This is a genomic window from Metabacillus sp. SLBN-84 (assembly GCF_053629595.1).
Window position 1 is genome coordinate 1,440,148 of sequence record NZ_JBRJIP010000001.1, and the last position, 21,896, is coordinate 1,462,043.

Sequence of the window (21,896 nt, forward strand, 5' to 3'; positions counted from 1 at the left end):
AGGTGGTGAGTACAATCGAATTAAATAAAAGACAGGAACATATTCTGCAGATTGTAAAAGCAAGCGGGCCGATTACCGGCGAACACATTGCAGACCAGCTGAATTTAACGAGGGCAACACTGCGGCCTGACCTTGCCATCCTGACGATGGCCGGATATCTGGAAGCGAGGCCGAGAGTCGGCTATTTTTACACAGGCAAGACCGGAGCCGGCATGCTGTCTGATAAACTGAAAAAACTTCAGGTGAAGGATTTTCAGTCCATACCTGTCGTTGTAAATGAAAATGTGTCTGTTTACGATGCCATTGTGACCATGTTCCTTGAAGATGTGGGGACGCTCTTTGTAGTCGACCAGGGGTCCATCCTTGTCGGTGTGCTGTCAAGGAAAGATCTCCTCAGGGCAAGCATCGGAAAGCAGGAGCTTGCATCGATTCCGGTCAATATTATTATGACAAGAATGCCGAACATCACGATGTGCAGCAGAGAGGACAACATCGTGGATGTAGCGAAATATTTAATTCATAAACAAATTGATGCCATTCCAGTTATTAAAGAAACAGATAAAGGGTTCGAAGTAACAGGCAGAATTACAAAAACAAATATGACAAAGATATTGGTCGGACTAGCGGAGAATGAAATCATCTAACTGGGGAGTGGGGAATGGTATGTACAATCGTCATGTCTATGTTGTTTCGGATTCTGTCGGAGAAACGGCTGAACTGGTCATCAAAGCTGCGATCAGCCAGTTCAACGGGTACGCTGCAGACACCAAAATCAAGCGGATTCCATATGTAGAGGATCTTGGAACGATTAAAGAGATTATCGCTCATGCAAAGCTTGAACAGGCTATTGTCTGCTTTACCCTTGTTGTGCCTGAACTAAGGCAGGGACTGATTGAGGAAGCGGATGCACAGGGCGTCGTTTATTACGATATTATCGGACCGCTCATTGATAAAATGGAATCTGCGTACGGCATCTCAGCCAAATATGAGCCGGGCAGAGTCAGAAAACTTGATGAAGATTACTTCAAAAAGGTTGAGGCAATTGAATTTGCCGTAAAATACGATGATGGAAGAGATCCAAGGGGCATAATGAAAGCGGATATCATCCTTGTCGGTGTGTCAAGAACGTCTAAAACGCCTTTGTCCCAGTATCTGGCACACAAACGGTTTAAAGTGGCCAATGTTCCGCTCGTTCCGGAAGTTGAACCGCCTGAAGAGCTGTTTAAAGTTTCGCCGCAAAAATGCATCGGACTGAAAATAAGCCCGGACAAGTTAAACGATATCAGAAAAGAACGGCTCATTTCACTGGGGCTGAATGACAAAGCGATCTACGCCAACATTGACAGGATCAAGGTGGAGCTTGAATACTTCGAAAAGATCATCGACAGGATAGGCTGCCAGGTGATTGATGTTTCAAATAAAGCGGTAGAAGAGACAGCCAACATGATCCAGAACATCATGAACAAATACAATTAAATCTCAAACTGATTCAAAGACTCAGAGTGGCCTGATACTCTGAGTTTTCTGCATGTATCTTGTTTACAGCTTTAATTGGCTAAAAACAATGGAAAAATGAAAGACTTTGTATTATAATAAAAAATTGTGATAAAATTACTTATTTTAGGTTTAGACTTGACTTATTACGAATAAACTATTTATTGTGATCTGTCAAGTTAATCATTAAAAAATAATTCGACAAATTCAGTCTTGATTTCCTCTGGCATCTTTTCTGGATAGTTTAGAAGGAATCCTTCGGAGTGATGTAGAATAGTGAAAGACGGCGAAAAAAAGATGCAGATTATTGTCGACGCAGATGCGTGTCCGGTTAAACAGGAGATTGCTGATCTGGCTGCTGTGCACGGGGTACGCGCCCTGTTTATTGCTTCCTACAATCATCAGTCATCAACTACATATGGATGCGACTGGGTATACGTGGACACAGGAAAAGAAGCTGCTGATTTATACATTGTTAATCACACCTCGAGGCACGATACAGTTGTGACTCAGGACATCGGTCTTGCAGGGCTTCTCCTTAAAAAAGGGGTTACAGTTATCACACCCCGGGGTATAGAACTTACAGAAGATTCGATTGAAGCAGCTCTTCAGTTCAGGTATCTTTCCGCAAAGGAACGGCGAAGCGGGAATCATACGAAAGGACCGAAAAAGTTTACCGGAGCAGACCGGGAGCATTTTGTCCGCACCCTTCAAAAGATTTTGTCGAAAGATGCAGGAATTAGTGATTAAATCGCGAATATTAGTTTCACGGAGATGTTACTATGGCAAATCGTATTCCTGACGAACTTATTGATCAGATTCAGAAGTCTGCAGATATCGTGGATGTTGTAGGCGAATATGTTCAATTGAAAAAGCAGGGGCGAAATCATTTTGGTCTCTGTCCTTTTCATGGAGAAAAATCTCCATCATTTTCTGTCTCGCATGATAAGCAGATCTACCACTGTTTTGGATGCGGCGCCGGCGGAAATGTGTTCTCCTTTCTGATGCAGATAGAAGGGCTTTCCTTTGTGGAGGCGGCCGGATCTTTAGCAGACAGGCTGAACATAGAACTGCCGGATCATATTCATTCCGCCCAGCCAAAAGACGCAAACAGCGAAGATGAAAAAATGATTGAAGCTCATGAACTGCTGAAAAAGTTTTATCATCACCTGCTCGTAAACACGAAAGAAGGCCAGGAAGCTCTTGATTATCTGACTGGCAGAGGCTTCGATAAGGAAACAATCGAACAGTTTGAAATCGGCTACTCGCTTGATTCTTGGGATTTTGCTGCGAAATTCCTGACCAAACGCGGATACAGTCCCGAAATGATGGAACGAGCCGGACTGCTTGTTAAGAAGAACAATTCTGATTCCTATCTTGACCGCTTCAGAAACAGAATTATGTTCCCGATCCTTGACCATACCGGGAGAACAATCGCTTTCTCCGGCAGAGTGCTCGGCAAGGAACAGCCGAAATATCTGAACAGCCCGGAAACCCCGATTTTTAATAAGAGCAAGGTCCTTTACAATTTTCATCAGGCAAGAGTACATATACGCAAAAATCAGCAGGCCGTTTTATTCGAAGGTTTTGCCGATGTGATATCTGCCGTCCGTTCAAATGTGCCGAATGCGATTGCCACAATGGGAACATCGCTTACAGAGGCTCAGGCAAAAATCATCAAAAGAAATGCTGGAGATGTTATCATATGCTATGACTCGGATTCTGCAGGCCTGGAAGCAACGCTCAGGGCTTCAAGAACACTTGCTGCCGCAGGATGCAAAATGCGGGTAGCCGCCCTGCCTCATGGTACAGACCCTGATGACTACATCCGGACACACGGAGCTGAAAAGTTCAGGCAGGATGTAATAGGGGCAAGCATTACGCTTATGGCATTTAAGATGCAGAAGTTCAGAAAAGGCAAAAACCTGCATGATGAAGGACAAAGGCTGCAATACATCGAAGATATAGTAAGAGAGCTGAGTCTTCTTGACAATCCTGTTGAAATTGAGCTTTATCTGAAACAGCTGTCTGAAGAATTTTCACTCTCCATGGATGTTTTGAAAAGCCGCGTGCTAGATCAAAAAGGCAGCAGGCAGCGTGAGCCGAAAAAAGAGCAGGCTGCGCCGGCACCTCCAAAAACGGAGACAAGGAAACCGCAGCAAAAGCGCCTTCTGAAAGCTTATCATAACGCCGAAAGGCTGCTCATTGCCCACATGCTGAGAAACAAAGAAATCGCCCAAAAAGTGCTAGACAGGGTGGGGCTGCAGTTTAATATTGAGGAACACAGAGCCATTATTACTTACTTATATGCTTATTACGAAGAGGGCTTTGAAGCAAATGTAAGCTCCTTTCTAAGGAGACTGCCTGATCATAAGCTTCATCAAGTGGTTTCAGATATCGCCATGCTTTCCGTCAATGAAGAAATTTCTGAGCGGGAGCTGTCAGATTATATCAAACAGGTGTTGAATCACCAAAATTGGTTAATGATAAAAGAAAAAGAATCTGAAAAGCACGATGCAGAACGCAAAAAGGATTTTGTCAAAGCTGCCGGCATTGCCATGGAAATCATTAAGCTGAAGCAAAGCCTTAAGTAGCACTGAAATGAGATTCACTGTTGCTGATTGATTATTTCTTTTCCAATCAGAACATTACTATAAAGCACTAATTGCAAGAGTTTGGAAGGAGGGGATCCAATGGCTGATAAACAAACCCATGATTCTGAATTGACATTGGAACAGGCTAAGGACCAATTAACTGAAATCGGAAAAAAACGTGGAGTTTTAACATACGAAGAGATTGCTGAACGCATGTCAGGCTTCGAAATTGAATCAGACCAAATGGATGAGTATTATGAGTTCCTGGGTGAACAGGGTGTTGAACTGGTGGGAGATAACGAATCAACAGAAGACCCGAACATTCAGCAGCTTGCAAAGGAAGAAGAGTTTGACCTGAATGACCTGAGTGTGCCGCCTGGCGTTAAAATAAATGACCCTGTCCGCATGTACCTTAAAGAAATCGGACGAGTTGACCTTTTGACTGCAGACGAAGAGATTAAGCTTGCAAACCGGATAGAAGAAGGAGACGAAGAAGCGAAAAGAAGACTCGCTGAAGCAAACCTCCGACTTGTAGTCAGTATTGCAAAACGGTATGTAGGCCGCGGAATGCTGTTTCTTGATCTGATTCAGGAAGGCAACATGGGACTTATGAAGGCGGTAGAGAAATTCGATTACCGCAAAGGCTTTAAATTCAGTACCTATGCTACATGGTGGATTCGCCAGGCCATTACACGCGCCATTGCCGACCAGGCAAGAACGATCCGTATTCCTGTTCATATGGTTGAAACGATTAACAAGCTGATCCGGGTTCAGCGCCAGCTGCTTCAGGATTTAGGCCGCGAGCCTTCACCGGAGGAAATTGCGGAAGATATGGATCTGACACCGGATAAGGTCAGAGAAATCCTTAAAATTGCCCAGGAGCCCGTTTCTCTTGAAACTCCAATCGGGGAAGAGGATGACTCACATCTTGGTGACTTTATAGAAGATCAGGATGCCACTTCTCCATCGGAGCATGCTGCATACGAACTTCTGAAAGAACAGCTTGAAGATGTGCTTGATACTCTTACTGACCGGGAAGAAAACGTGCTTCGTCTCCGCTTTGGACTTGACGACGGACGCACCCGCACTCTTGAAGAGGTCGGAAAAGTTTTCGGTGTGACAAGAGAACGTATCCGTCAGATTGAAGCAAAAGCGCTTCGCAAGCTTCGCCATCCAAGCAGAAGCAAACGATTGAAAGATTTTCTGGAATAGAAAGCGGACAATTTGTCCGCTTTTTTTTGTTGTTTAAAAACGGTAACATACGTGGCAGCGCTAACACCCTTTTTCTTACATCTTCTTTTCATTATTTTACTTAATTGTTATTTATTTTGCAAACTGCCTTCCGAAAAAAATTCTTCGGCCATTTATTTCTTCCCTGCTAAGTAATAAGGGTTTTCCCCTTTTAATACGCGGGTTTTATTCGAACTGAATACTCGTTATGGGACACTTGGACAAAAATCAAGATGAAAAAAATATTTTTTCATAAAATAAAAAATTTAAAAAGTTGTGAAAATAGATCCGTTCAATTTATAATTTATAATGTAAGCGTATTCAAAACGGAGGGATAAAATGAATTTTGAATTATCACAAGAGCAGCGCATGATTCAAAAAACCATCAGGGAATTCTCAGAAGAAGTTGTGGAACCGGGAGCATATGAACGGGACAAAACGAAACAGTTTCCGGCCGAAATTTTTAAACAGCTCGGGGATATGGGCATTCTTGGCCTGCCATTTTCTGAGGAATACGGCGGAAGCGGAGCAGATACAACCAGTTTTGCAATCGTAACGGAAGAATTAAGCAAAGCTTGCGGTTCGACAGGCATTACATATTCCGCCCATATTTCTTTAGGAGGGGCGCCAATCAGCATGTTTGGAACAGAAGAGCAGAAGCAAACGTATCTTTCAAAGATCTGCTCGGGGGAGTCTCTCGGAGCTTTCGGACTTACTGAGCCTAACGCAGGCTCTGATGCAGGAGGAACCCTGACTGAAGCAGTTGAAAAGGACGGCAAGTATACGATAAACGGAAACAAATGCTACATTACAAATGCATCTTACGCCAAATTTCTTTCATTAACAGCCATTACTGGGCGGAATGAAGGAAAAAAAGAAATCAGTGCCATTATTGTTCCTACCGATGCACCGGGCTTCAAGGTCATTGATAATTATGAAAAAATGGGGCTGAACGCATCCAACACGACAGAACTGATTTTAGAAGATGTCGAGGTTCCGTCTGAAAATCTCCTTGGAAAGAAAGGGAACGGCTTCAGACAATTTCTGATGACTCTTGACGGAGGAAGAATCGGGATTGCTGCAATGGCTGTCGGAATTGCCCAGGCGGCATTTGAAAAGGCGCTTGCTTACTCAAAGGAGCGCAGGCAATTCGGCAAAACGCTAAGCGAGTTTCAGGCGATACAGTTCAAGCTTGCTGACATGGCCATGAAAATCGACCTTGCGCGTACAGCGGTTTACAAAGCGGCCTGGCTCAAGGATCAGGGAAAGCCATTTACTAAAGAAGCGTCCTACTGCAAGCTGTTCGCATCTGAAATGTGCACAGAGGTATCCAACCAGGCTATCCAAATTCATGGCGGATACGGCTATATGAAAGAATACCAGGTGGAGCGCTATCTGAGGGATGCAAAGCTTCTTGAGATTGGTGAAGGCACGAGTGAAGTTCAAAGAATGGTTATTGCGAGACAGATTGGGTGCTGAACGAACGTGATTTGAAGAACTTCATCTTAACAGATGAGGTTTTTTTGTCTATTTTTTGAAAAATACGCCATCTTTCTGCAATAACTCTTTTCCTTCAAAGCGTTTTCAAGTAAAATAGAGATTGTTTAAATCTATCGTTTACCTGTATTTCAAGATTTTTACATAGGGGAGGTTACATAATGAATCGCAATCCGCTCATTCCATTTGCTCTAGTTGCCGTAATCGGAATCGGCCTTATGTTTTTCTTATCCATCAAGGGGCTCGGCGATATGAAGGAAATGGCTGGTGAAGGAAAAGAAGAAGATAAATCAGGCGAAGTTGCAAACGCTTCACCGGAGGAAATCTACAAGCAGAACTGTATTTCCTGCCATGGTGAGAATTACGAAGGCGGAGCAGGACCGGCTCTTAAAGGAGTAGGGGACAAGCTCGGTGTTGACGGAATTAAAGACACGATTAAAAACGGCCGCGGAGCAATGCCTGCAGGACTTGTACCTGATGAAAAGCTTGACGAAATGGCCAAATGGGTATCAGAAATCAAATAGCCTTGAACCGGGTCATATTATGACGCTTAAAGCATTACATAATGTGATAGAGAAAAGTCCTTTGCATCTGCGGAGGACTTTTCTTATTATATAGAGAGACTGATTTTAAAGTACATAAGAATGTGGTGATAGAAAATGAACGATGTAAACTTATCAAAACGCCTGAAAACAGTGGCTGATTATATACCTGAAGGTGCGGTGCTTGCTGATATCGGCTCAGACCATGCCTATCTGCCTTGCTATGCCCTCCTGAACGGGCTGGCCGCTTCTGCAGTAGCAGGAGAGGTTGTAGAAGGGCCTTACCAGTCTGCAAAGAAACAGGTCAAAAAAAGCGGACTCGAGGATGTCATCTCTGTGCGTCTCGGCAGCGGGCTGGAAGTGATAGAGCCGAATGAAGTCACCTGCATTACGATCGCCGGCATGGGCGGTGCTTTGATCGAAAAGATTCTGGATGCAGGAAAAGAAAAGCTCCAGGGTGTGCAGAGGCTGATTCTTCAGCCGAATATTCATGCTCATCACATTAGAGAATGGCTGCTTCAAAACGGCTGGGAACTGGTGAATGAAGAGATTTTGGAAGAGGACGGCAAGATCTATGAAATTCTTGTCGGGGAAAGAGGAGACGCTAAAGCTGCGTATAAAGATGTTTCTCTTGAAACCGGCCTTCTTGTAGGACCCCATTTAATGCGAAAACAATCAAGCACGTTTAAAAAGAAGTGGTCACAGGAAAAAGAACACTATAAACGTATTTTAGAAAATATAAGCAAGGCATCAGAAAGCGAAGAAAACAGCAGGAAAAAGCAGGAATTAACTCGCATGATTGCCATGCTTGAGGAGGCGGCGGGAGAATGAGCAAACAACCAAACGGCTTTGAAATCATTCAGCTCTTCGAATCTTTTTCAAAGAAAGAATATGCGGTGGAAGGAGACAAAATCGGCCTGCAGATCGGAACGCTGAATAAACCGATAACAGGTGTATTAGTAGCACTGGATGTACTTGATGAAGTGGTGGATGAAGCCATTGAAAAAAAGGCAAACCTGATCATTGCCCATCATCCTCCCATTTTCAGGCCGCTTAAACAGCTTGCAACCGACCAGCCAGGCGGAGCACTGATTGAGAAGTGCATCAAGCATGATATCGCTGTTTATGCTGCCCATACAAACCTCGATGTCGCAGAAGGCGGAGTGAATGATCTGCTCGCAGACGCTCTCGGGCTAACAGACACAGAAGTCCTTGCAGACACCTATCAGGAGACATTGAAGAAACTGGTGGTCTATGTCCCGAAAGATCACGCCGGCCGGATACGGACCGTTCTGGGGGATTCAGGTGCAGGTCACATCGGCATGTACAGCAATTGTTCTTTTTCCTCTGAAGGAACAGGGCGTTTTCTTCCCCTTGAAGGAACGAATCCTTACATCGGAGAAAAGGGAAAACTGGAATGTGCAGAAGAAGAGAGAATTGAAACGGTCATTCCGGCAAGCAGCCAGAAGAAAATTGTATCTGCTATGCTGAAAGCACATCCTTACGAAGAGCCTGCGTTTGACATTTACCCGGTTGAAAATGGAGGAAAGACTCTTGGGCTTGGCAGAATTGGAAAACTGGAAAAGGAAATGACACTTGGAGAATTCGCTGTCCATGTAAAGAAAGCGCTCGATGTGCCGTTTGTGAGACTTGTCGGAAATAAAGAAGACAAAGTCAGGAAAGTCGCAGTCCTTGGCGGTGACGGAAACAAATACATTCATCACGCCAAACGCAAGGGTGCTGATGTTTATGTGACAGGGGATATGTACTACCATACTGCCCATGACGCAATGATGCTCGGCCTGAACATCATTGACCCGGGCCACAACGCAGAAAAAGTGATGAAAAAAGGGGTCGCGGATCTCTTGCTTTCAATGTGCGAGGAAAAGAAATTTGAAGTGGGCATATACCCGTCTGCAATCAACACCGATCCATTTAGCCTTGTATAAAAACAGCCGCCGGAAAAGGATTTCCGGCGGCTGTACTTTTTTATTTTGCTTTTACTTTCGGAAGAATTTTCTGCAGGGGAACATTATGCTCAATATTCCACGTCAGACTGTTCTCAGGGTCATACTTTTCAAGGAACTGAATGACCTCTTTGGTAATAGGGGTCGGAGTTGAAGCGCCTGCTGTGATGGCCACTTTCTTCACTCCTTCAAACCACTGGAGCTTCAATTCGCTGATGTCTGAAATGCGGTAGGCTTTCGTGCCTGCAATCTCTTCAGAAACCTGGGCAAGACGGTTTGAGTTGTTGCTTTTCGGATCTCCGACAACAATCGTCAGGTCAGCATCTTTGGCCTGTTCGGCAACTGCTTCCTGGCGTACCTGTGTCGCAAGGCAGATCTCCTGGTGATATTCAACATGAGGGTATTTTTCTTTCACGCGCTCCATAATGTCATAAACGTCCCACTGGCTCATCGTTGTCTGGTTTGTGACAATGATTTTATCATTCTGGAACGTTAATGCCTCAACATCCTCTTCCGTTTCCACCAGATGGACGATATCAGGCGCTACGCCGACAGCTCCTTCAGGCTCTGGATGGGACTTCTTACCGATGTATATGACATGATAGCCTTCGGCTTTTTTTGCACGGATCAGATCATGTGTTTTTGTTACATCAGGGCATGTCGCATCAAGGGTAACCAGGCCTTTTTCGGATGCAATCTTTCTTACTTCCGGAGAAACGCCGTGGGCGGTAAAAATGACGGTTCCGCTCTGGACTTTCTCGAGAATTTCAAGGCGGTTGCTTCCATCAAGCGTGATGATGCCTTCATCTTCAAATGCGTCCGTTACATGTTTATTGTGAACAATCATGCCAAGGATATAAATCGGTCTCGGCAGTGTTTTATCGAGAGCGGCATTTTTGGCAATAACCATGGCATCTACTACACCATAGCAATAGCCCCGCGGTGCAATCTTAATTACTTCCATTAAAAAGAGCCCCCTAAAGAGAAGTACTTTACAGAAAAGAGAAAAAAGCCAAAGAATCAGGCTCTTGGCTCTTGTAATCTCTTCATTATTATAGCTGAGACTCGGGAAGAATACAAAGAAGAATATCAGATATACAGTTTCGGAGCAGAAGCGCCTTTGACTGCAGGTGTTTTTTCTTTCACCGCAGCCTGTTTTACTTCAGCTGAAGTTTCCTGCTCTGATGTTTCGGTTAAAACGGCCTCAGTCTGGATTGCGGCAGGCTGAGTTTCAGCTGTTTCTGTGCTTTCGCCGTCATCACTTGAGCCTCCGCCTTTAAGTTCACTGTATATTTTAATCATAGCCGGAAGGTTCCGTACCAAAGGTCCGTACTGCTGAACCATTGGAGTGACCTGCTGCGCCATTCCCAGCACTTTCTGAACGTTTCCAAGCATGCCGGAAAGGTTGGCTGGATTTGTGAGTCCCTGAAGGCCCTGCGCTGCATTTGCCGCACCTGTAAGTCCCTGGCCTCCGCCGCCCGGCAAAAATCTTGATAAAAGACCTTTTAGCCCTCCGCTTCTTCCGATTGCCTGCTGTCCAAATTGCTGTGCGCCAAATCCTGCTCCTCCGAATCCCTGTCCCCCGAATCCCGGTCCGCCAAAACCGGCCCCTCCAAAACCAGGACCTCCAAACCCCGGTCCGCCAAACTGCGGCCCAAATGATCCCATCTGAGGTCCGAAAGGCTGAAATCTGGATGAGCCTAATCCTCTTGCTTGCTGATATCCAATAGGCTGCCCCGAAAACGGCTGTGCGCCCATCTGCATTCTTTGGGGCTGCATACCTCTTGAAGGCATTTGGGGCATTGGTCTTTGCTGAAACATGATGACCCTCCTTTAAACTAACGTCTATCCTACCTACACAATATGCAGGGTACCTGCGGATGGTCAGCGGATTTATGAGAATAGGCCAAAAAGCAAATTGGTTTTTTTGCCGGAAATCGTATATAATGTTTTGATGGACAGGCGTGTCTCCGGATGCGTGCAGTGTTTTTGTTTGAAAGAAGATCTCACCTTCGTATGGCTAAAACCGTCTTACTTTAATTTTTCATCAAGGAGATGATGAACATGGAACAGACAAAGTTCACTCAGTTTCCATTTAAGCCTTTTATTATAGATGCTGTTAAAGCGCTGGGTTTTTATGAACCAACTGAAATACAGGAACGCTTATTTCCATCCCTTCTGAAAGGGGAAACGGCAATCGGGCAGTCGCAGACAGGAACGGGAAAAACCCATGCGTATCTGCTGCCGCTTATTCAAAGAATTGATGCCGCGGACGAAAGTGTGCAGGTTGTCATTACCGCACCGACAAGAGAACTTGCAAATCAAATCTACCAGGATGCCCTTAACATTATTAAATTTGCACCTGAAAACGAAACGATTACAGCTAAATGCTTTATCGGAGGAACCGATAAGCAAAGAATGATTGATAAACTGAAAACTCAGCCTCAAATCGTCATTGGCACGCCTGGGCGGATTAAAGACCTTGTTGCAGCAAATGCCCTGCTTGTTCATCATGCAAAAGCGCTTGTTGTCGATGAAGCTGATCTTATGCTTGATATGGGCTTTATTGAAGATGTGGACAAAATCGGTGCATCTATGCCTGCCAAGCTTCAAATGCTTGTATTCTCAGCAACGATTCCCGAGAAACTTAAGCCATTTTTAAAAAAATACATGGAAAACCCGAAATTCACCCATGTTGCACCTAAACAGGCAGCGGCTAAGAAAATTAAACATGTGCTTGTGCCTCTGCGCCACCGCAACAAAACAAATCTGCTTTATGAAATGCTGAAAAGCTATAATCCGTTTCTTGCCATCGTGTTTACAAACACGAAAAAGAAAGCGGACGAGGTTGCAGACGGACTGATTGCAAAAGGACTGAGAGTCGGCAGAATCCACGGGGATCTGACGCCGAGAGACCGCAAAAAAATGATGAAACAGATTAATGACCTGGAGTATCAGTACGTTGTTGCAACAGACCTTGCATCACGCGGAATTGATATCGACGGAGTCAGCCACGTCATCAATTTTGAACTGCCGAGCGATCTTGATTTTTACATCCACCGTGTCGGCCGTACAGGACGGGCAGACTATTCAGGCATTGCGGCAACCATTTATGAGCCTGAAAATGAGCATGCTCTGAACTTGCTTGAAAAGCTTGGCATCCAGTTTGAAAACATGGACCTTGCAAACGGCGAGTGGAAAACGATTGACGACCGCAAACGGAGACAAAAACGGGCTAAGCCGTCAGATGGAACCGAACAGATGGCGAAAAGCATGGTGAGAAAGCCTAAGGGCGTCAAACCGGGCTACAAAAAGAAAATGTCCCGTGAAATGGATGAAATAAAAAAACGCCAAAGAAGATTGAACAAAAAACGCAAGTAGGGGGATAAGGTATGCTTAAAATTGGATCACATGTATCAATGAGCGGAAAAAAAATGCTCCTTGCGGCAAGTGAGGAAGCGGCTTCTTACGGTGCAAATACGTTTATGATCTATACAGGAGCACCCCAGAATACAAGAAGAAAAAAGATAGAAGACCTGAACATTGCTGCCGGTCTTGCACACATGAAGGAGCACGGCATTTCGGATATTGTTGTGCATGCTCCGTACATCATCAATATCGGCAACACGACAAATCCGGCTACGTTTGAGCTCGGTGTGCAGTTTCTGCGCTCTGAAATAGACCGTTCCCACGCACTCGGCGCAAAGCAGATTGTTCTGCATCCTGGTGCGCACGTAGGTGCGGGAGCTGACATAGGCATTAAAAAAATTATCGAAGGGCTGAACGAAGTGCTTGTCAGGGAAGAAAATGTTCAAATCGCCCTTGAGACTATGGCCGGAAAAGGCTCAGAGTGCGGCCGGTCGTTTGAGGAACTGGCTCAGATCATTGACGGAGTGACTCATAACGAACATTTATCCGTATGTTTTGATACGTGTCATACTCATGATGCCGGCTACGATTTGATCAATGACTTTGACGGCGTCCTGAAGGAATTTGATTCCATCATTGGACTCGACAGACTGAAAGTTCTTCACATCAATGACAGCAAAAACCCGGCAGAAGCCAGAAAAGACCGCCATGAAAACATCGGCTTCGGTCACATCGGCTTTGAAGCACTGAACCGGATCGTTCATCATCCTGAACTCTCGGACGTGCCGAAAATTCTTGAAACGCCTTATGTGGGCGAGGATAAAAAAGACAAGAAGCCTCCGTACCGCTTTGAAATTGAGATGCTCCGCAATCAGGAATATAACCCGGATTTGCTTGATTTAATACGCAATCAGGAATAGAACAAAAAAAGCTGCCGGGAAACCGGCAGCTTTTACCCAATAAACTGCTGCAGGAGCTGATTGACCTTCTGGGCTGTCGCAGGCGAAGTAATGGCAGCCACGCGTTTTAAAAGATCAATTCGTTCTGCATCGTTAAAAATATTGATGTTTTTCCCTCTGATGATTTTCACAATTTCCTGTGCCTGGGGTCTGCTGATGGAAAGGTTATTCTGCTTGGCAAGCTGAAGCAGGCCGTCTGTATCAAGGGAATTCAGTTTCTGGTTGACAATCTTCTGAAATAAAATCACGTACATAACCTCCTCTACAGTTCAATGTATGGCGGAGTTTTTTAAAAAGTGCCTATTCAGGAAAGAAGAAAGGCAAATTTTTTACACATATCCGGAACAGGGATTTTATAAGAAAGGAGTTTTATTGTGGCAAAAAAACAGCATAAAAAGGAAAGTGCAGGACGGTTTATCAGAAGGATGATCCTGATTGTAATCGGAGCTGCTCTTGCAGCAGCGTCGATTGAACTGTTTTTGATTCCCAATCAGATCATTGACGGAGGAATCATTGGAATTTCGCTTATTCTGGATTACCTCTCAGCGGGCAGTATTCCATTTGTCAGCTTTGGAACGCTTGTCGTGATACTCAATCTCCCGTTTATGTACTACGGCTACAAACAAATCGGAAAAACGTTCATGATCTCGTCTATCTTCGGGATTGTCTGTCTTGCCATTATAGAAAGCATGCTGCATCATGTAGAGCCGTTTACGAACCAGCCGGTGCTTGCAACTGTGTTTGGCGGACTGATGCTTGGAGCGGGTGTAGGGCTTGTTATCCGAAATGGCGGTTCGATGGACGGAACGGAGATCCTCGGGATTCTCCTGACTAAGAAGCTTCCGTTTTCAGTGGGGGAGTTTGTGATGTTCATCAACATTTTCATTTTTACATGGGCAGCGTTCGTGTTCGGGCCTGAACAGGCAATGTACTCTGTCATGACATACTATATTGCGTTTAAAACAATTGATACGGTCATTCAGGGACTTGATGAAACAAAAGCGGTCATCATTATTTCCGACTATTATGAGGATGTATCTGATGCCATTCTTCAGCGCCTTGGAAGGGGAACGACAAAGCTGAAGGGAAAAGGCGGCTATACAGATGACGAAAAAGAAGTCATTTATGTCGTTGTAACGAGGCTAGAGGTGACCAAGCTTAAATCCATCGTGCATGAGATTGACACAAACGCATTTATCACGATTATGAACACGCAGGAAACAAAAGGAACCAACTTTAAATCTGCGATTCACTAAGCAGAAATTCTTGCTCTTTTACGGGTAATCTTGTATAATCTCTATGTTAAAGATCAGACATGGCTTCTGATCTTTTTTTACGAAAATAAATCGGAACCATTCTGAAACTTGGAAGTGAATAAAATGAATCAGCCTATTATTGATGTTCAAAGTCTGACTTTCACATATGAACGCACTGCGGTGCTTGAGGATATTCATTTTACCGTGAGAGAGGGAGACTTTCTTGGTCTTGTCGGTCCCAACGGATCCGGAAAAACAACGCTGCTTAAATGCATGCTTGGGCTCTTAAAGCCGGATCACGGGAATATAAAGCTTTTTGGCCAGGACATCCGCAAATTTAAAGATTGGCACCGCATCGGCTTTGTTTCCCAAAAAGCCAGCAGCTTTAATACCGGGTTTCCGGCTTCTGTCTATGAAGTGGTTGCGAGCGGCCTGACATCAAAGCTCGGGTTATTTAAAAAACTGAACCAAGCTCACCACCAAAAAGTAAAAGAAGCGATTGGGGCAGTCGGGCTTGAAGAACTGTCAAACCGGAACATAGGAGAGCTTTCAGGCGGGCAGCAGCAGCGGACTTTTATTGCCAGAGCGCTTGTGAGTGATCCGGATTTGCTCATTTTGGATGAGCCGACAGTTGGAGTTGATGCTCAAACCGTTCAGAGCTTCTATGAAATGCTGCAGCGTTTAAACAAAGGCATGGGTATTACCCTCATTCTCGTTACACATGATGTCGGAACGATCACAGATAAGGTAACTCATGTTGCATGCTTAAATAAACATATGCATTTCCACGGAAATACACAGGAATTTGAAAGCCTGAAAAGCTCTGACATGTCTGACTATTATGGTCATTCAGTTCATGTGTTGACTCACGATCATCACGATCATGGGGGAAGGTAAAAATGATTAACAGTATATTTACGTACGAATTCCTGCAGAATGCGTTTCTTGCAGGCATATTAATTGGTTTAATTGCTCCGCTTCTGGGAGTATTTGTTGTCGTCAGGAGACTGTCGCTGATTGCAGATGCTTTAAGTCATGTAACACTCGCCGGCATCGCTGCGAGTCTTCTTCTTGAAAAGAAAGTACTCGGTATGTCAGGGCTCAATCCAATCTATCTCGGAATGGGCTTTTCAGTAGCGGGGTCATTGTTTATTGAAAAGCTCAGAGGCGTTTATAAACATTTTCAGGAGCTCGCGATTCCGATTATCCTGTCGGCAGGAGTCGGCCTCAGTGTTATCTTCATTTCGCTTGCGGACGGATTTAACACAGATTTGTTCAACTACTTATTTGGAAGTGTAAGTGCGGTAACACGCACGGATTTATGGGTGATTATCTCCATTGCAGCCTTTGTTCTGATCGTCGTTTTTGCTTTATATAAAGAACTGTTCCTTTTGTCTTTTGACGAGGAGCATGCAGCAGCATCGGGCATCCATTCAAAGTGGATCCATTTTATCTTTATTTTAACAGTCGCGCTTGTCATTGCAGCGTCTATGCGGATTGTCGGCATTCTGCTTGTTTCATCGCTTATGACGCTTCCTGTAGCAGCAAGCATCCGGATTGCGAAAGGGTTTAAGCAGGCCATTTTCTTTTCTGTACTCTTTGGAGAAATATCTGTTATCATTGGTTTAGTGTTAGCCTATCAGCTCGATTTAGCTCCGGGTGGGACGATTGTTATGCTTTCCGTTCTCATTCTCGTTCTTACAATTGGATGGACTAAATTAAAAAGGGGCCAGTAAAAATGAATGTACAGGAAGCTCTCCTTTTAATGAAGGAAAAGGGATACAAATATACGAGCAAGAGGGAAGAGATGCTTGAACTTTTTTCACAGTCAAATAAATACTTGACTGCGAGGGACGTGCTTGAAGAAATGAAGCCGGAATATCCCGGTTTGAGTTTTGATACGATTTACCGCAACCTTTCTCTTTTTGCGGAAATGGGCATTCTTGAAACGACAGAACTCTCAGGGGAAAAGCATTTCCGCTTTTCATGCTCAACGAAACATCATCATCACCACTTTATTTGCCTGACCTGCGGAAAGACAAAGGAAATTTCGTCTTGTCCGATGGAAAAGCTGAAAGAAAATTTATCCGGCTATGAAATCAGCGGCCACAAGTTTGAAATATACGGAACGTGCCCTGAATGCCATGAAATGACCACATAAAAAACGCCTGCGGCTTTCTGCAGGCGTTTTTTATGTGGTTATTTTGTTAAAGAGTAGCGGTTTTGTGCATAAGAATTGACCCAGTCTCTTGCCTCCAGCCAATTATCTGCCCTGATGACGTTTTTTGGAACAGGTTCCTGGTTGTAGGGGGTATTAAATAAGATGACAGGAATATTAAATACCTCACTGATCGTGCATGCATTGTCATGCTTGTCTTCAAAAAAGACATCAATTTGATTTTTTCTCACTGCTTCAAGCTTATCGTGTGTACCGATTAAGTCGATTTGATGGTACGTAAGACCGTTTCGCTTAAACCACTCATACGTAACTTCTTCCAAATGGCTTCTTCTTGCACTGATGAAGAGAAGCTTATGCTTATTTTTCCATTCATCAAGAACGAGTTTTGCATCCAGTGCCATTGGTGCTTCTTTGTAAATAAGCGGTTCTTTTTCATCCATCCATTTCCAGAATTCAGCTTCTGTGATCTTTAAAAGCTTCGTCAGGTCGTATTCCTTCATATCTTCAAACGTAATGGATTCATTAAATGATTTTTGCAAATACGGCACAAAGGTTTCAGGTGATGTAACTGTGCCATCTATATCAATTCCCAAACGCAGCATCATGTCTTCTCTCCCTTGCTGTAAAACCTTTTCATAAAGGTTTATCTCATAACCGATTAATGATGAACTATACTCTTTAGTGTATCATAATCAGCCGTTACAATCACAGTAAACTTTAACAGTTATACTGACGTGCCGATCAACTCATACTATAAATGTTCCTTACAATATGAATGGAGGGATCACGCATGGCAGATGAGAAACATTATGATTATCACGGCAACATCAAGGAATATGACCTCCGTGATGATGAAGTTGGCTACAGCAGAGATTTTCGCGATGACTATAAAGAGGAAACGGCTGCCGAAATTGCAGCTCCGGCTACTCTGAGAAGAGATGAAGACTACGACCGCCGCGAAGAAGAAGGAGGCAGAACCGACGGACGAAGAATGGGATATTTGGCCATTGTTTTGTCAGTCATCTCCTTGTTCGTTTTCCCGGTTATCCTCGGGGCAGCGGGCATTATTGTGGGCTTTGTCGCACGCCGCAGAGGGGCAGAAGCTCTTGGCGGATGGGCAATCGGTATCGGTATCGTATCACTCATCCTCGGAATTTTTATCCTGCCGTTCTTTTAGGATTAGGATAAATTGAAACAAGCCCGGCCACTTGGCCAGGCTTGTTTTACATTTCAGCAGCAGCTTTTTCAGCTTCCTGCTTTGCATAATGCTCTTCGGCAATTTTGTCAATTTCTTTTTTCAGTTCCTCAACCATTGTTTCCTCCGGCACTTTGCGGACAATTTGTCCTTTGCGGAAAAGAAGACCTTCACCGCGTGCTCCTGCGATACCAATATCAGCTTCCCGTGCTTCTCCAGGTCCGTTTACGGCACAGCCGAGAACGGCAACTTTGATTGGAGCTTTGATGGTTGAAATATATTCTTCCACTTCATTTGCAATACTGATCAGGTCAATTTCAATACGTCCGCATGTCGGGCATGAAATTAATGTCGCGGCGTTCGATGCAAGACCGAATGATTTAAGAAGCTCGCGTGCAACTTTCACTTCCTCAACGGGATCTGCGCTAAGGGAAATGCGGAGCGTGTTTCCGATTCCTTTGTTTAAAATAGCGCCAAGTCCGGCAGCACTTTTAACCGTTCCGGCAAACAGCGTTCCTGATTCCGTAATTCCAAGATGAAGGGGATAGTCAAAAGCCTTTGCCGCTTTCTCATAAGCCTCGATGGCAAGATTTACATCAGATGCTTTCATGGACACAATGATATCGTGGAAATCAAGATCTTCAAGAATTTTAATATGGTGCAGGGCACTCTCGACCATACCGTCTGCTGTCGGATAGCCGTATTTCTCAATGATGCGTTTTTCAAGGGAACCAGCATTCACTCCGATGCGGATCGGGATTCCTTTTTCTTTTGCTGCTTTTACAACAGCCTCGACTTTTTCTCTGCGGCCGATGTTTCCCGGATTGATGCGGATCTTATCTGCACCGCCCTCAATGGCTTTTAGAGCCAGTTTATAATCGAAATGAATATCTACAACAAGCGGAATGTTGATGCGTTTTTTAATTTCAGCAATAGCATCGGCTGCACGCTCATCCGGGCAGGCAACACGCACTACTTGGCATCCTGCTTCTTCTAATCGCAGGATTTCAGCGACTGTAGCTTCCACATCGTGTGTTTTCGTTGTTGTCATACTCTGAATGACTAGTTCATTATTTCCGCCAATGGTCAGGTTGCCGACTTTAACTGGACGGGTTTTGGTACGATGTATGATTTCACTCACGTGTAAATCGCTCCTTAATTCATAATCATGGTCCTATGGTTTCATAGTACCTATTTGATCATCATTCAATGCAGGGGAAATTGTGCTTTCCCTCACAATATTGTAACAGTGAGTGCGCGATATTGACAAGAATTAAGAAGCAACTTCTTTTTCATAAAGTGGAAATTTATATGCTTTTCCTACCTGGATCGCATCTGCTTTTGCATTTGGATTCAGCTTTTCAAAGTCTTTCCTGACTTGTTCTATAGAAACGGGCAGTCCGCTGTGAAGCTGTTCAACGATGGTTAAGACGGTTTCACCCTGTTTAATTTCTTTTACTGTAAAAGGAGAGGGGGACGACTGAACCGCCGCTGCAGGTTCATTATCCGTGGCAGGGGGGGAAAACGCAATCGTTCCTGTACTGATGTCATAGTACATAATATAGAGAAGAAAGAGTGTTAAAAGAAAAACCATCAGCCGCTTCATATGTATCATCTCCCAATCCGTCACGATGATTATTTATATGGCTTGTCCACTAAAAATATGACATGCATTTCTTTTTTCCTTTCAAAGAAAGATCTAATGATGGAGAAACCTTCTTAATACCTATAAATACGACAAAATTCTCCATAAATTAATGAGGAATTTACACTCTCTTAACATTAATCTGGGATAATTTTCATGAGTTAAGAGGAAGGGTGTATGAGCATTGAAGGGACTTATCGGGAAAGTAAGCAAAAAGAACGGGTCTTTACCATATATATACAGGAAGATTCGGACTGTAAAAATATCAGAAGTGAGCCTCCAGGCAAGGCTCCTGTTCCTTGTATTAACCATTATGGCAGCATCGATCAGTGCTGTCGGCTTCATCTCCTATTCAAAATCGAAAGAAGCAACAATGTCACTGATTGAGGACAGACTTGTACGGGAGGTTAATACGACAGGCGAAATCGCAGGAAATCTTATGATTGCGTACGTAGGCGAAGAGGATTCATTCCTTGAAAGGTTTAATAAAGTGGTCCTCTCCAATCAGGCCTCCGCATTAATACAGGACGGGCTGAAGGCGGATTTTTTCCTTGTAGGCGAAGGGAAAGTTGATCCTTTTTCTGTGAGTTCAAACAGCAGGCTGCAATTTGAAGAGGATCAGCTGAAAGAAATCAGCGAAAAGAAAAATGGCGTGATCCACCAGACGATAAACGGGACCGACTATACATTGTCTTTTAAGAAAGTACAGGAACTCAAGGGTCAATTCCTGATTGCAGTAGAGACAGAAAGCTATATGAAAACCACAGAGACCCTTGCTTCGTTTACCATTTGGATGATTGGAATCAGTGTCCTGCTTACAGCGGCCGTGCTGATTCTTGTGATCAGAAGTTTAACAAATCCTCTTGCCGTCCTCAGAAAAGCGATGAAAGATGTGAGGGATGGCGATTTAACAAGAAATGTCCATGTGAAAACGAAGGTTCCTGAAATAAATTCAGTCATGAAAAGCTTTAACTCCATGATGGATCATATGCGCAGCATAATTGGTGATATCAATCATGCAGCAGATGAGCTGTCGAACAAGGGAGACCAGCTCAGAGAAGCAACAGATGAAGGGGTTATGCAGAATGGGCAGCTTGTCGAGGCCATTAAAATCGTAAAATTGGGTGCAGAGCAGACAGCAGCAGGTTCAGGGGAAAGCGCAGAGGCGTTCAGCAGGATGAAAGATGAATTAAAAGATGTATTCCGCAACATGGAATTTTTGTTCAGCCGTGCATCAGATATGAACTCTTCAGCAGCACGCGGAGAAGAGCAGGGATCAAAAATGATACGTACTATGAATGTGTTTGAGCGGGAAACAGAGAAAATGACGGCTGTGATCAGAAGCGTTAAAGAGCATTCCATCTCAATTGCAGATGTTGCCGCCATTATTCAAACGATTGCTGAACAGACGAAACTTCTTGCACTCAATGCAGCAATTGAAGCAGCAAGAGCTGGAGAGGCGGGAAAAGGGTTTGCCGTTGTTGCAGATGAGGTGAAAAAACTCGCTGAACAATCATCAAATGCCACTCATAAAATCAGGAATTCCATCTCAAACATGGAGAATATCGCCGTTCAGGCATCAAAAGAATATGATGAAATGCTGTCAGCCATTCATTCGCACCTCAGCGCAGCATCACAGTCAAGGGTATTGTTCGATGAACTTTCAATTGAAATCAAAACAGTAACAGACAGGCTGTCCGGAATGAAGAGGCAAATGAATAAGTTGCATGACTATCTGCCTGTGATGGAAAAATCTTCGGCAAGCTTTGAATCTGTCTCTCAGGAAACGCTTGCGAGCGCAGAGCAGATGCTGTTTGCTTCAGAAGAACAAATGATTCAGGTAAGCAGAACGCATGAAATCGGCTTAAGGGTTTCAGAGCTTTCAAAAAGCCTCGCGAAATCCGCCAAAGAATACAAAGTGTAAAAACACTTGTACATAAAACGAGCCCCAAAGCTTAAGAAAGCTTTG

General features: G+C 44.1%; 23 protein-coding genes. 17 read left to right on the forward strand and 6 right to left on the reverse strand.

The features are described from left to right. Positions 1 to 5 precede the first annotated feature (5 nt). The 9 genes from RKD52_RS07085 (at position 6) to RKD52_RS07125 (ending at position 9,306) form a co-directional block, all read left to right on the forward strand. Complete coding sequence (locus RKD52_RS07085) at positions 6 to 644, forward strand: helix-turn-helix transcriptional regulator (RefSeq protein ID WP_029279601.1); 639 nt, start codon at positions 6 to 8, stop codon at positions 642 to 644. Between the two features lie 19 nt (positions 645 to 663). Continuing rightward, positions 664 to 1,476, forward strand: coding sequence for a pyruvate, water dikinase regulatory protein (locus RKD52_RS07090; RefSeq protein ID WP_369735898.1), 813 nt, complete (start codon positions 664 to 666; stop codon positions 1,474 to 1,476). A gap of 315 nt (positions 1,477 to 1,791) precedes the next feature. Continuing rightward, positions 1,792 to 2,244 carry a YaiI/YqxD family protein gene (locus tag RKD52_RS07095; protein WP_454101159.1) on the forward strand — a complete coding sequence of 151 codons (453 nt, stop codon included), beginning with the start codon at positions 1,792 to 1,794 and terminating at the stop codon, positions 2,242 to 2,244. A 32-nt stretch (positions 2,245 to 2,276) separates the two neighbouring features. Further along, positions 2,277 to 4,088 carry a DNA primase gene (dnaG, locus tag RKD52_RS07100; protein WP_454099174.1) on the forward strand — a complete coding sequence of 604 codons (1,812 nt, stop codon included), beginning with the start codon at positions 2,277 to 2,279 and terminating at the stop codon, positions 4,086 to 4,088. Between the two features lie 99 nt (positions 4,089 to 4,187). Then, complete coding sequence (gene rpoD, locus RKD52_RS07105; RefSeq protein WP_029279609.1) at positions 4,188 to 5,300, forward strand: RNA polymerase sigma factor RpoD; 1,113 nt, start codon at positions 4,188 to 4,190, stop codon at positions 5,298 to 5,300. Positions 5,301 to 5,657: 357 nt separating this feature from the next. Continuing rightward, a complete protein-coding gene (locus RKD52_RS07110; RefSeq protein ID WP_454099175.1) occupies positions 5,658 to 6,797 on the forward strand; it encodes an acyl-CoA dehydrogenase family protein in 1,140 nt (379 codons plus the stop codon). A gap of 179 nt (positions 6,798 to 6,976) precedes the next feature. After that, on the forward strand, positions 6,977 to 7,339 hold the full coding sequence (gene cccA, locus RKD52_RS07115) for a cytochrome c550 (RefSeq protein WP_029279613.1): 363 nt from the start codon (positions 6,977 to 6,979) through the stop codon (positions 7,337 to 7,339). A gap of 135 nt (positions 7,340 to 7,474) precedes the next feature. Next, entirely contained in the window at positions 7,475 to 8,188 is a 714-nt protein-coding gene (locus tag RKD52_RS07120) for a tRNA (adenine(22)-N(1))-methyltransferase (RefSeq protein WP_454099176.1), read from the forward strand. Continuing rightward, complete coding sequence (locus RKD52_RS07125; protein WP_454099177.1) at positions 8,185 to 9,306, forward strand: Nif3-like dinuclear metal center hexameric protein; 1,122 nt, start codon at positions 8,185 to 8,187, stop codon at positions 9,304 to 9,306. The genes RKD52_RS07120 and RKD52_RS07125 overlap by 4 nt, the downstream gene beginning before the upstream one ends. Before the next feature lie 40 nt (positions 9,307 to 9,346). On the opposite strand, the gene RKD52_RS07130 is transcribed toward RKD52_RS07125, so the two are convergent. Both RKD52_RS07130 and vrrA read right to left on the reverse strand, forming a co-directional pair. After that, on the reverse strand, positions 9,347 to 10,288 hold the full coding sequence (locus RKD52_RS07130) for a 4-hydroxy-3-methylbut-2-enyl diphosphate reductase (RefSeq protein ID WP_454099178.1): 942 nt from the start codon (positions 10,286 to 10,288) through the stop codon (positions 9,347 to 9,349). 125 nt (positions 10,289 to 10,413) lie between these two features. After that, a complete protein-coding gene (gene vrrA / locus RKD52_RS07135) occupies positions 10,414 to 11,145 on the reverse strand; it encodes a VrrA/YqfQ family protein (RefSeq protein WP_454099179.1) in 732 nt (243 codons plus the stop codon). 243 nt (positions 11,146 to 11,388) lie between these two features. Here vrrA and RKD52_RS07140 point away from each other — a divergent pair, with 243 nt between their 5' ends. Both RKD52_RS07140 and RKD52_RS07145 read left to right on the forward strand, forming a co-directional pair. Further along, positions 11,389 to 12,705, forward strand: coding sequence for a DEAD/DEAH box helicase (locus RKD52_RS07140; RefSeq protein WP_454099180.1), 1,317 nt, complete (start codon positions 11,389 to 11,391; stop codon positions 12,703 to 12,705). 11 nt (positions 12,706 to 12,716) lie between these two features. Then, positions 12,717 to 13,613, forward strand: coding sequence for a deoxyribonuclease IV (locus RKD52_RS07145; RefSeq protein ID WP_454099181.1), 897 nt, complete (start codon positions 12,717 to 12,719; stop codon positions 13,611 to 13,613). A 32-nt stretch (positions 13,614 to 13,645) separates the two neighbouring features. On the opposite strand, the gene RKD52_RS07150 is transcribed toward RKD52_RS07145, so the two are convergent. Next, positions 13,646 to 13,906 carry a DUF2624 domain-containing protein gene (locus RKD52_RS07150; RefSeq protein WP_426866683.1) on the reverse strand — a complete coding sequence of 87 codons (261 nt, stop codon included), beginning with the start codon at positions 13,904 to 13,906 and terminating at the stop codon, positions 13,646 to 13,648. Positions 13,907 to 14,026: 120 nt separating this feature from the next. Here RKD52_RS07150 and RKD52_RS07155 point away from each other — a divergent pair, with 120 nt between their 5' ends. The 4 genes from RKD52_RS07155 to RKD52_RS07170 all read left to right on the forward strand — a co-directional run bounded on the left by RKD52_RS07155 (position 14,027) and on the right by RKD52_RS07170 (position 17,069). Then, positions 14,027 to 14,908 carry a YitT family protein gene (locus RKD52_RS07155; protein WP_454099182.1) on the forward strand — a complete coding sequence of 294 codons (882 nt, stop codon included), beginning with the start codon at positions 14,027 to 14,029 and terminating at the stop codon, positions 14,906 to 14,908. A gap of 123 nt (positions 14,909 to 15,031) precedes the next feature. Continuing rightward, positions 15,032 to 15,805 (forward strand): metal ABC transporter ATP-binding protein, encoded by a 774-nt coding sequence (locus RKD52_RS07160; RefSeq protein ID WP_454099183.1) that lies wholly within the window; start codon positions 15,032 to 15,034, stop codon positions 15,803 to 15,805. A gap of 2 nt (positions 15,806 to 15,807) precedes the next feature. Continuing rightward, positions 15,808 to 16,644 carry a metal ABC transporter permease gene (locus RKD52_RS07165; protein WP_454099184.1) on the forward strand — a complete coding sequence of 279 codons (837 nt, stop codon included), beginning with the start codon at positions 15,808 to 15,810 and terminating at the stop codon, positions 16,642 to 16,644. A gap of 2 nt (positions 16,645 to 16,646) precedes the next feature. Next, entirely contained in the window at positions 16,647 to 17,069 is a 423-nt protein-coding gene (locus RKD52_RS07170; RefSeq protein WP_369735884.1) for a Fur family transcriptional regulator, read from the forward strand. A 38-nt stretch (positions 17,070 to 17,107) separates the two neighbouring features. Here RKD52_RS07170 and RKD52_RS07175 read toward each other — a convergent pair whose 3' ends face one another. Beyond that, positions 17,108 to 17,689 (reverse strand): hypothetical protein, encoded by a 582-nt coding sequence (locus tag RKD52_RS07175; RefSeq protein ID WP_369735917.1) that lies wholly within the window; start codon positions 17,687 to 17,689, stop codon positions 17,108 to 17,110. 188 nt (positions 17,690 to 17,877) lie between these two features. Here RKD52_RS07175 and RKD52_RS07180 point away from each other — a divergent pair, with 188 nt between their 5' ends. Next, positions 17,878 to 18,264, forward strand: a complete 387-nt coding sequence (locus RKD52_RS07180; RefSeq protein ID WP_369735883.1) for a hypothetical protein — start codon at positions 17,878 to 17,880, stop codon at positions 18,262 to 18,264. Between the two features lie 46 nt (positions 18,265 to 18,310). Here the strand turns inward: RKD52_RS07180 and ispG are convergent, their stop codons facing one another. After that, entirely contained in the window at positions 18,311 to 19,414 is a 1,104-nt protein-coding gene (gene ispG / locus RKD52_RS07185) for a flavodoxin-dependent (E)-4-hydroxy-3-methylbut-2-enyl-diphosphate synthase (RefSeq protein WP_203290356.1), read from the reverse strand. 141 nt (positions 19,415 to 19,555) lie between these two features. Then, positions 19,556 to 19,888: a hypothetical protein gene (locus RKD52_RS07190; RefSeq protein WP_454099185.1), complete on the reverse strand. Its 333-nt coding sequence runs from the start codon at positions 19,886 to 19,888 to the stop codon at positions 19,556 to 19,558. Between the two features lie 223 nt (positions 19,889 to 20,111). Here RKD52_RS07190 and RKD52_RS07195 point away from each other — a divergent pair, with 223 nt between their 5' ends. Continuing rightward, positions 20,112 to 21,851, forward strand: coding sequence for a methyl-accepting chemotaxis protein (locus RKD52_RS07195; RefSeq protein ID WP_454099186.1), 1,740 nt, complete (start codon positions 20,112 to 20,114; stop codon positions 21,849 to 21,851). Positions 21,852 to 21,896 lie beyond the last annotated feature (45 nt).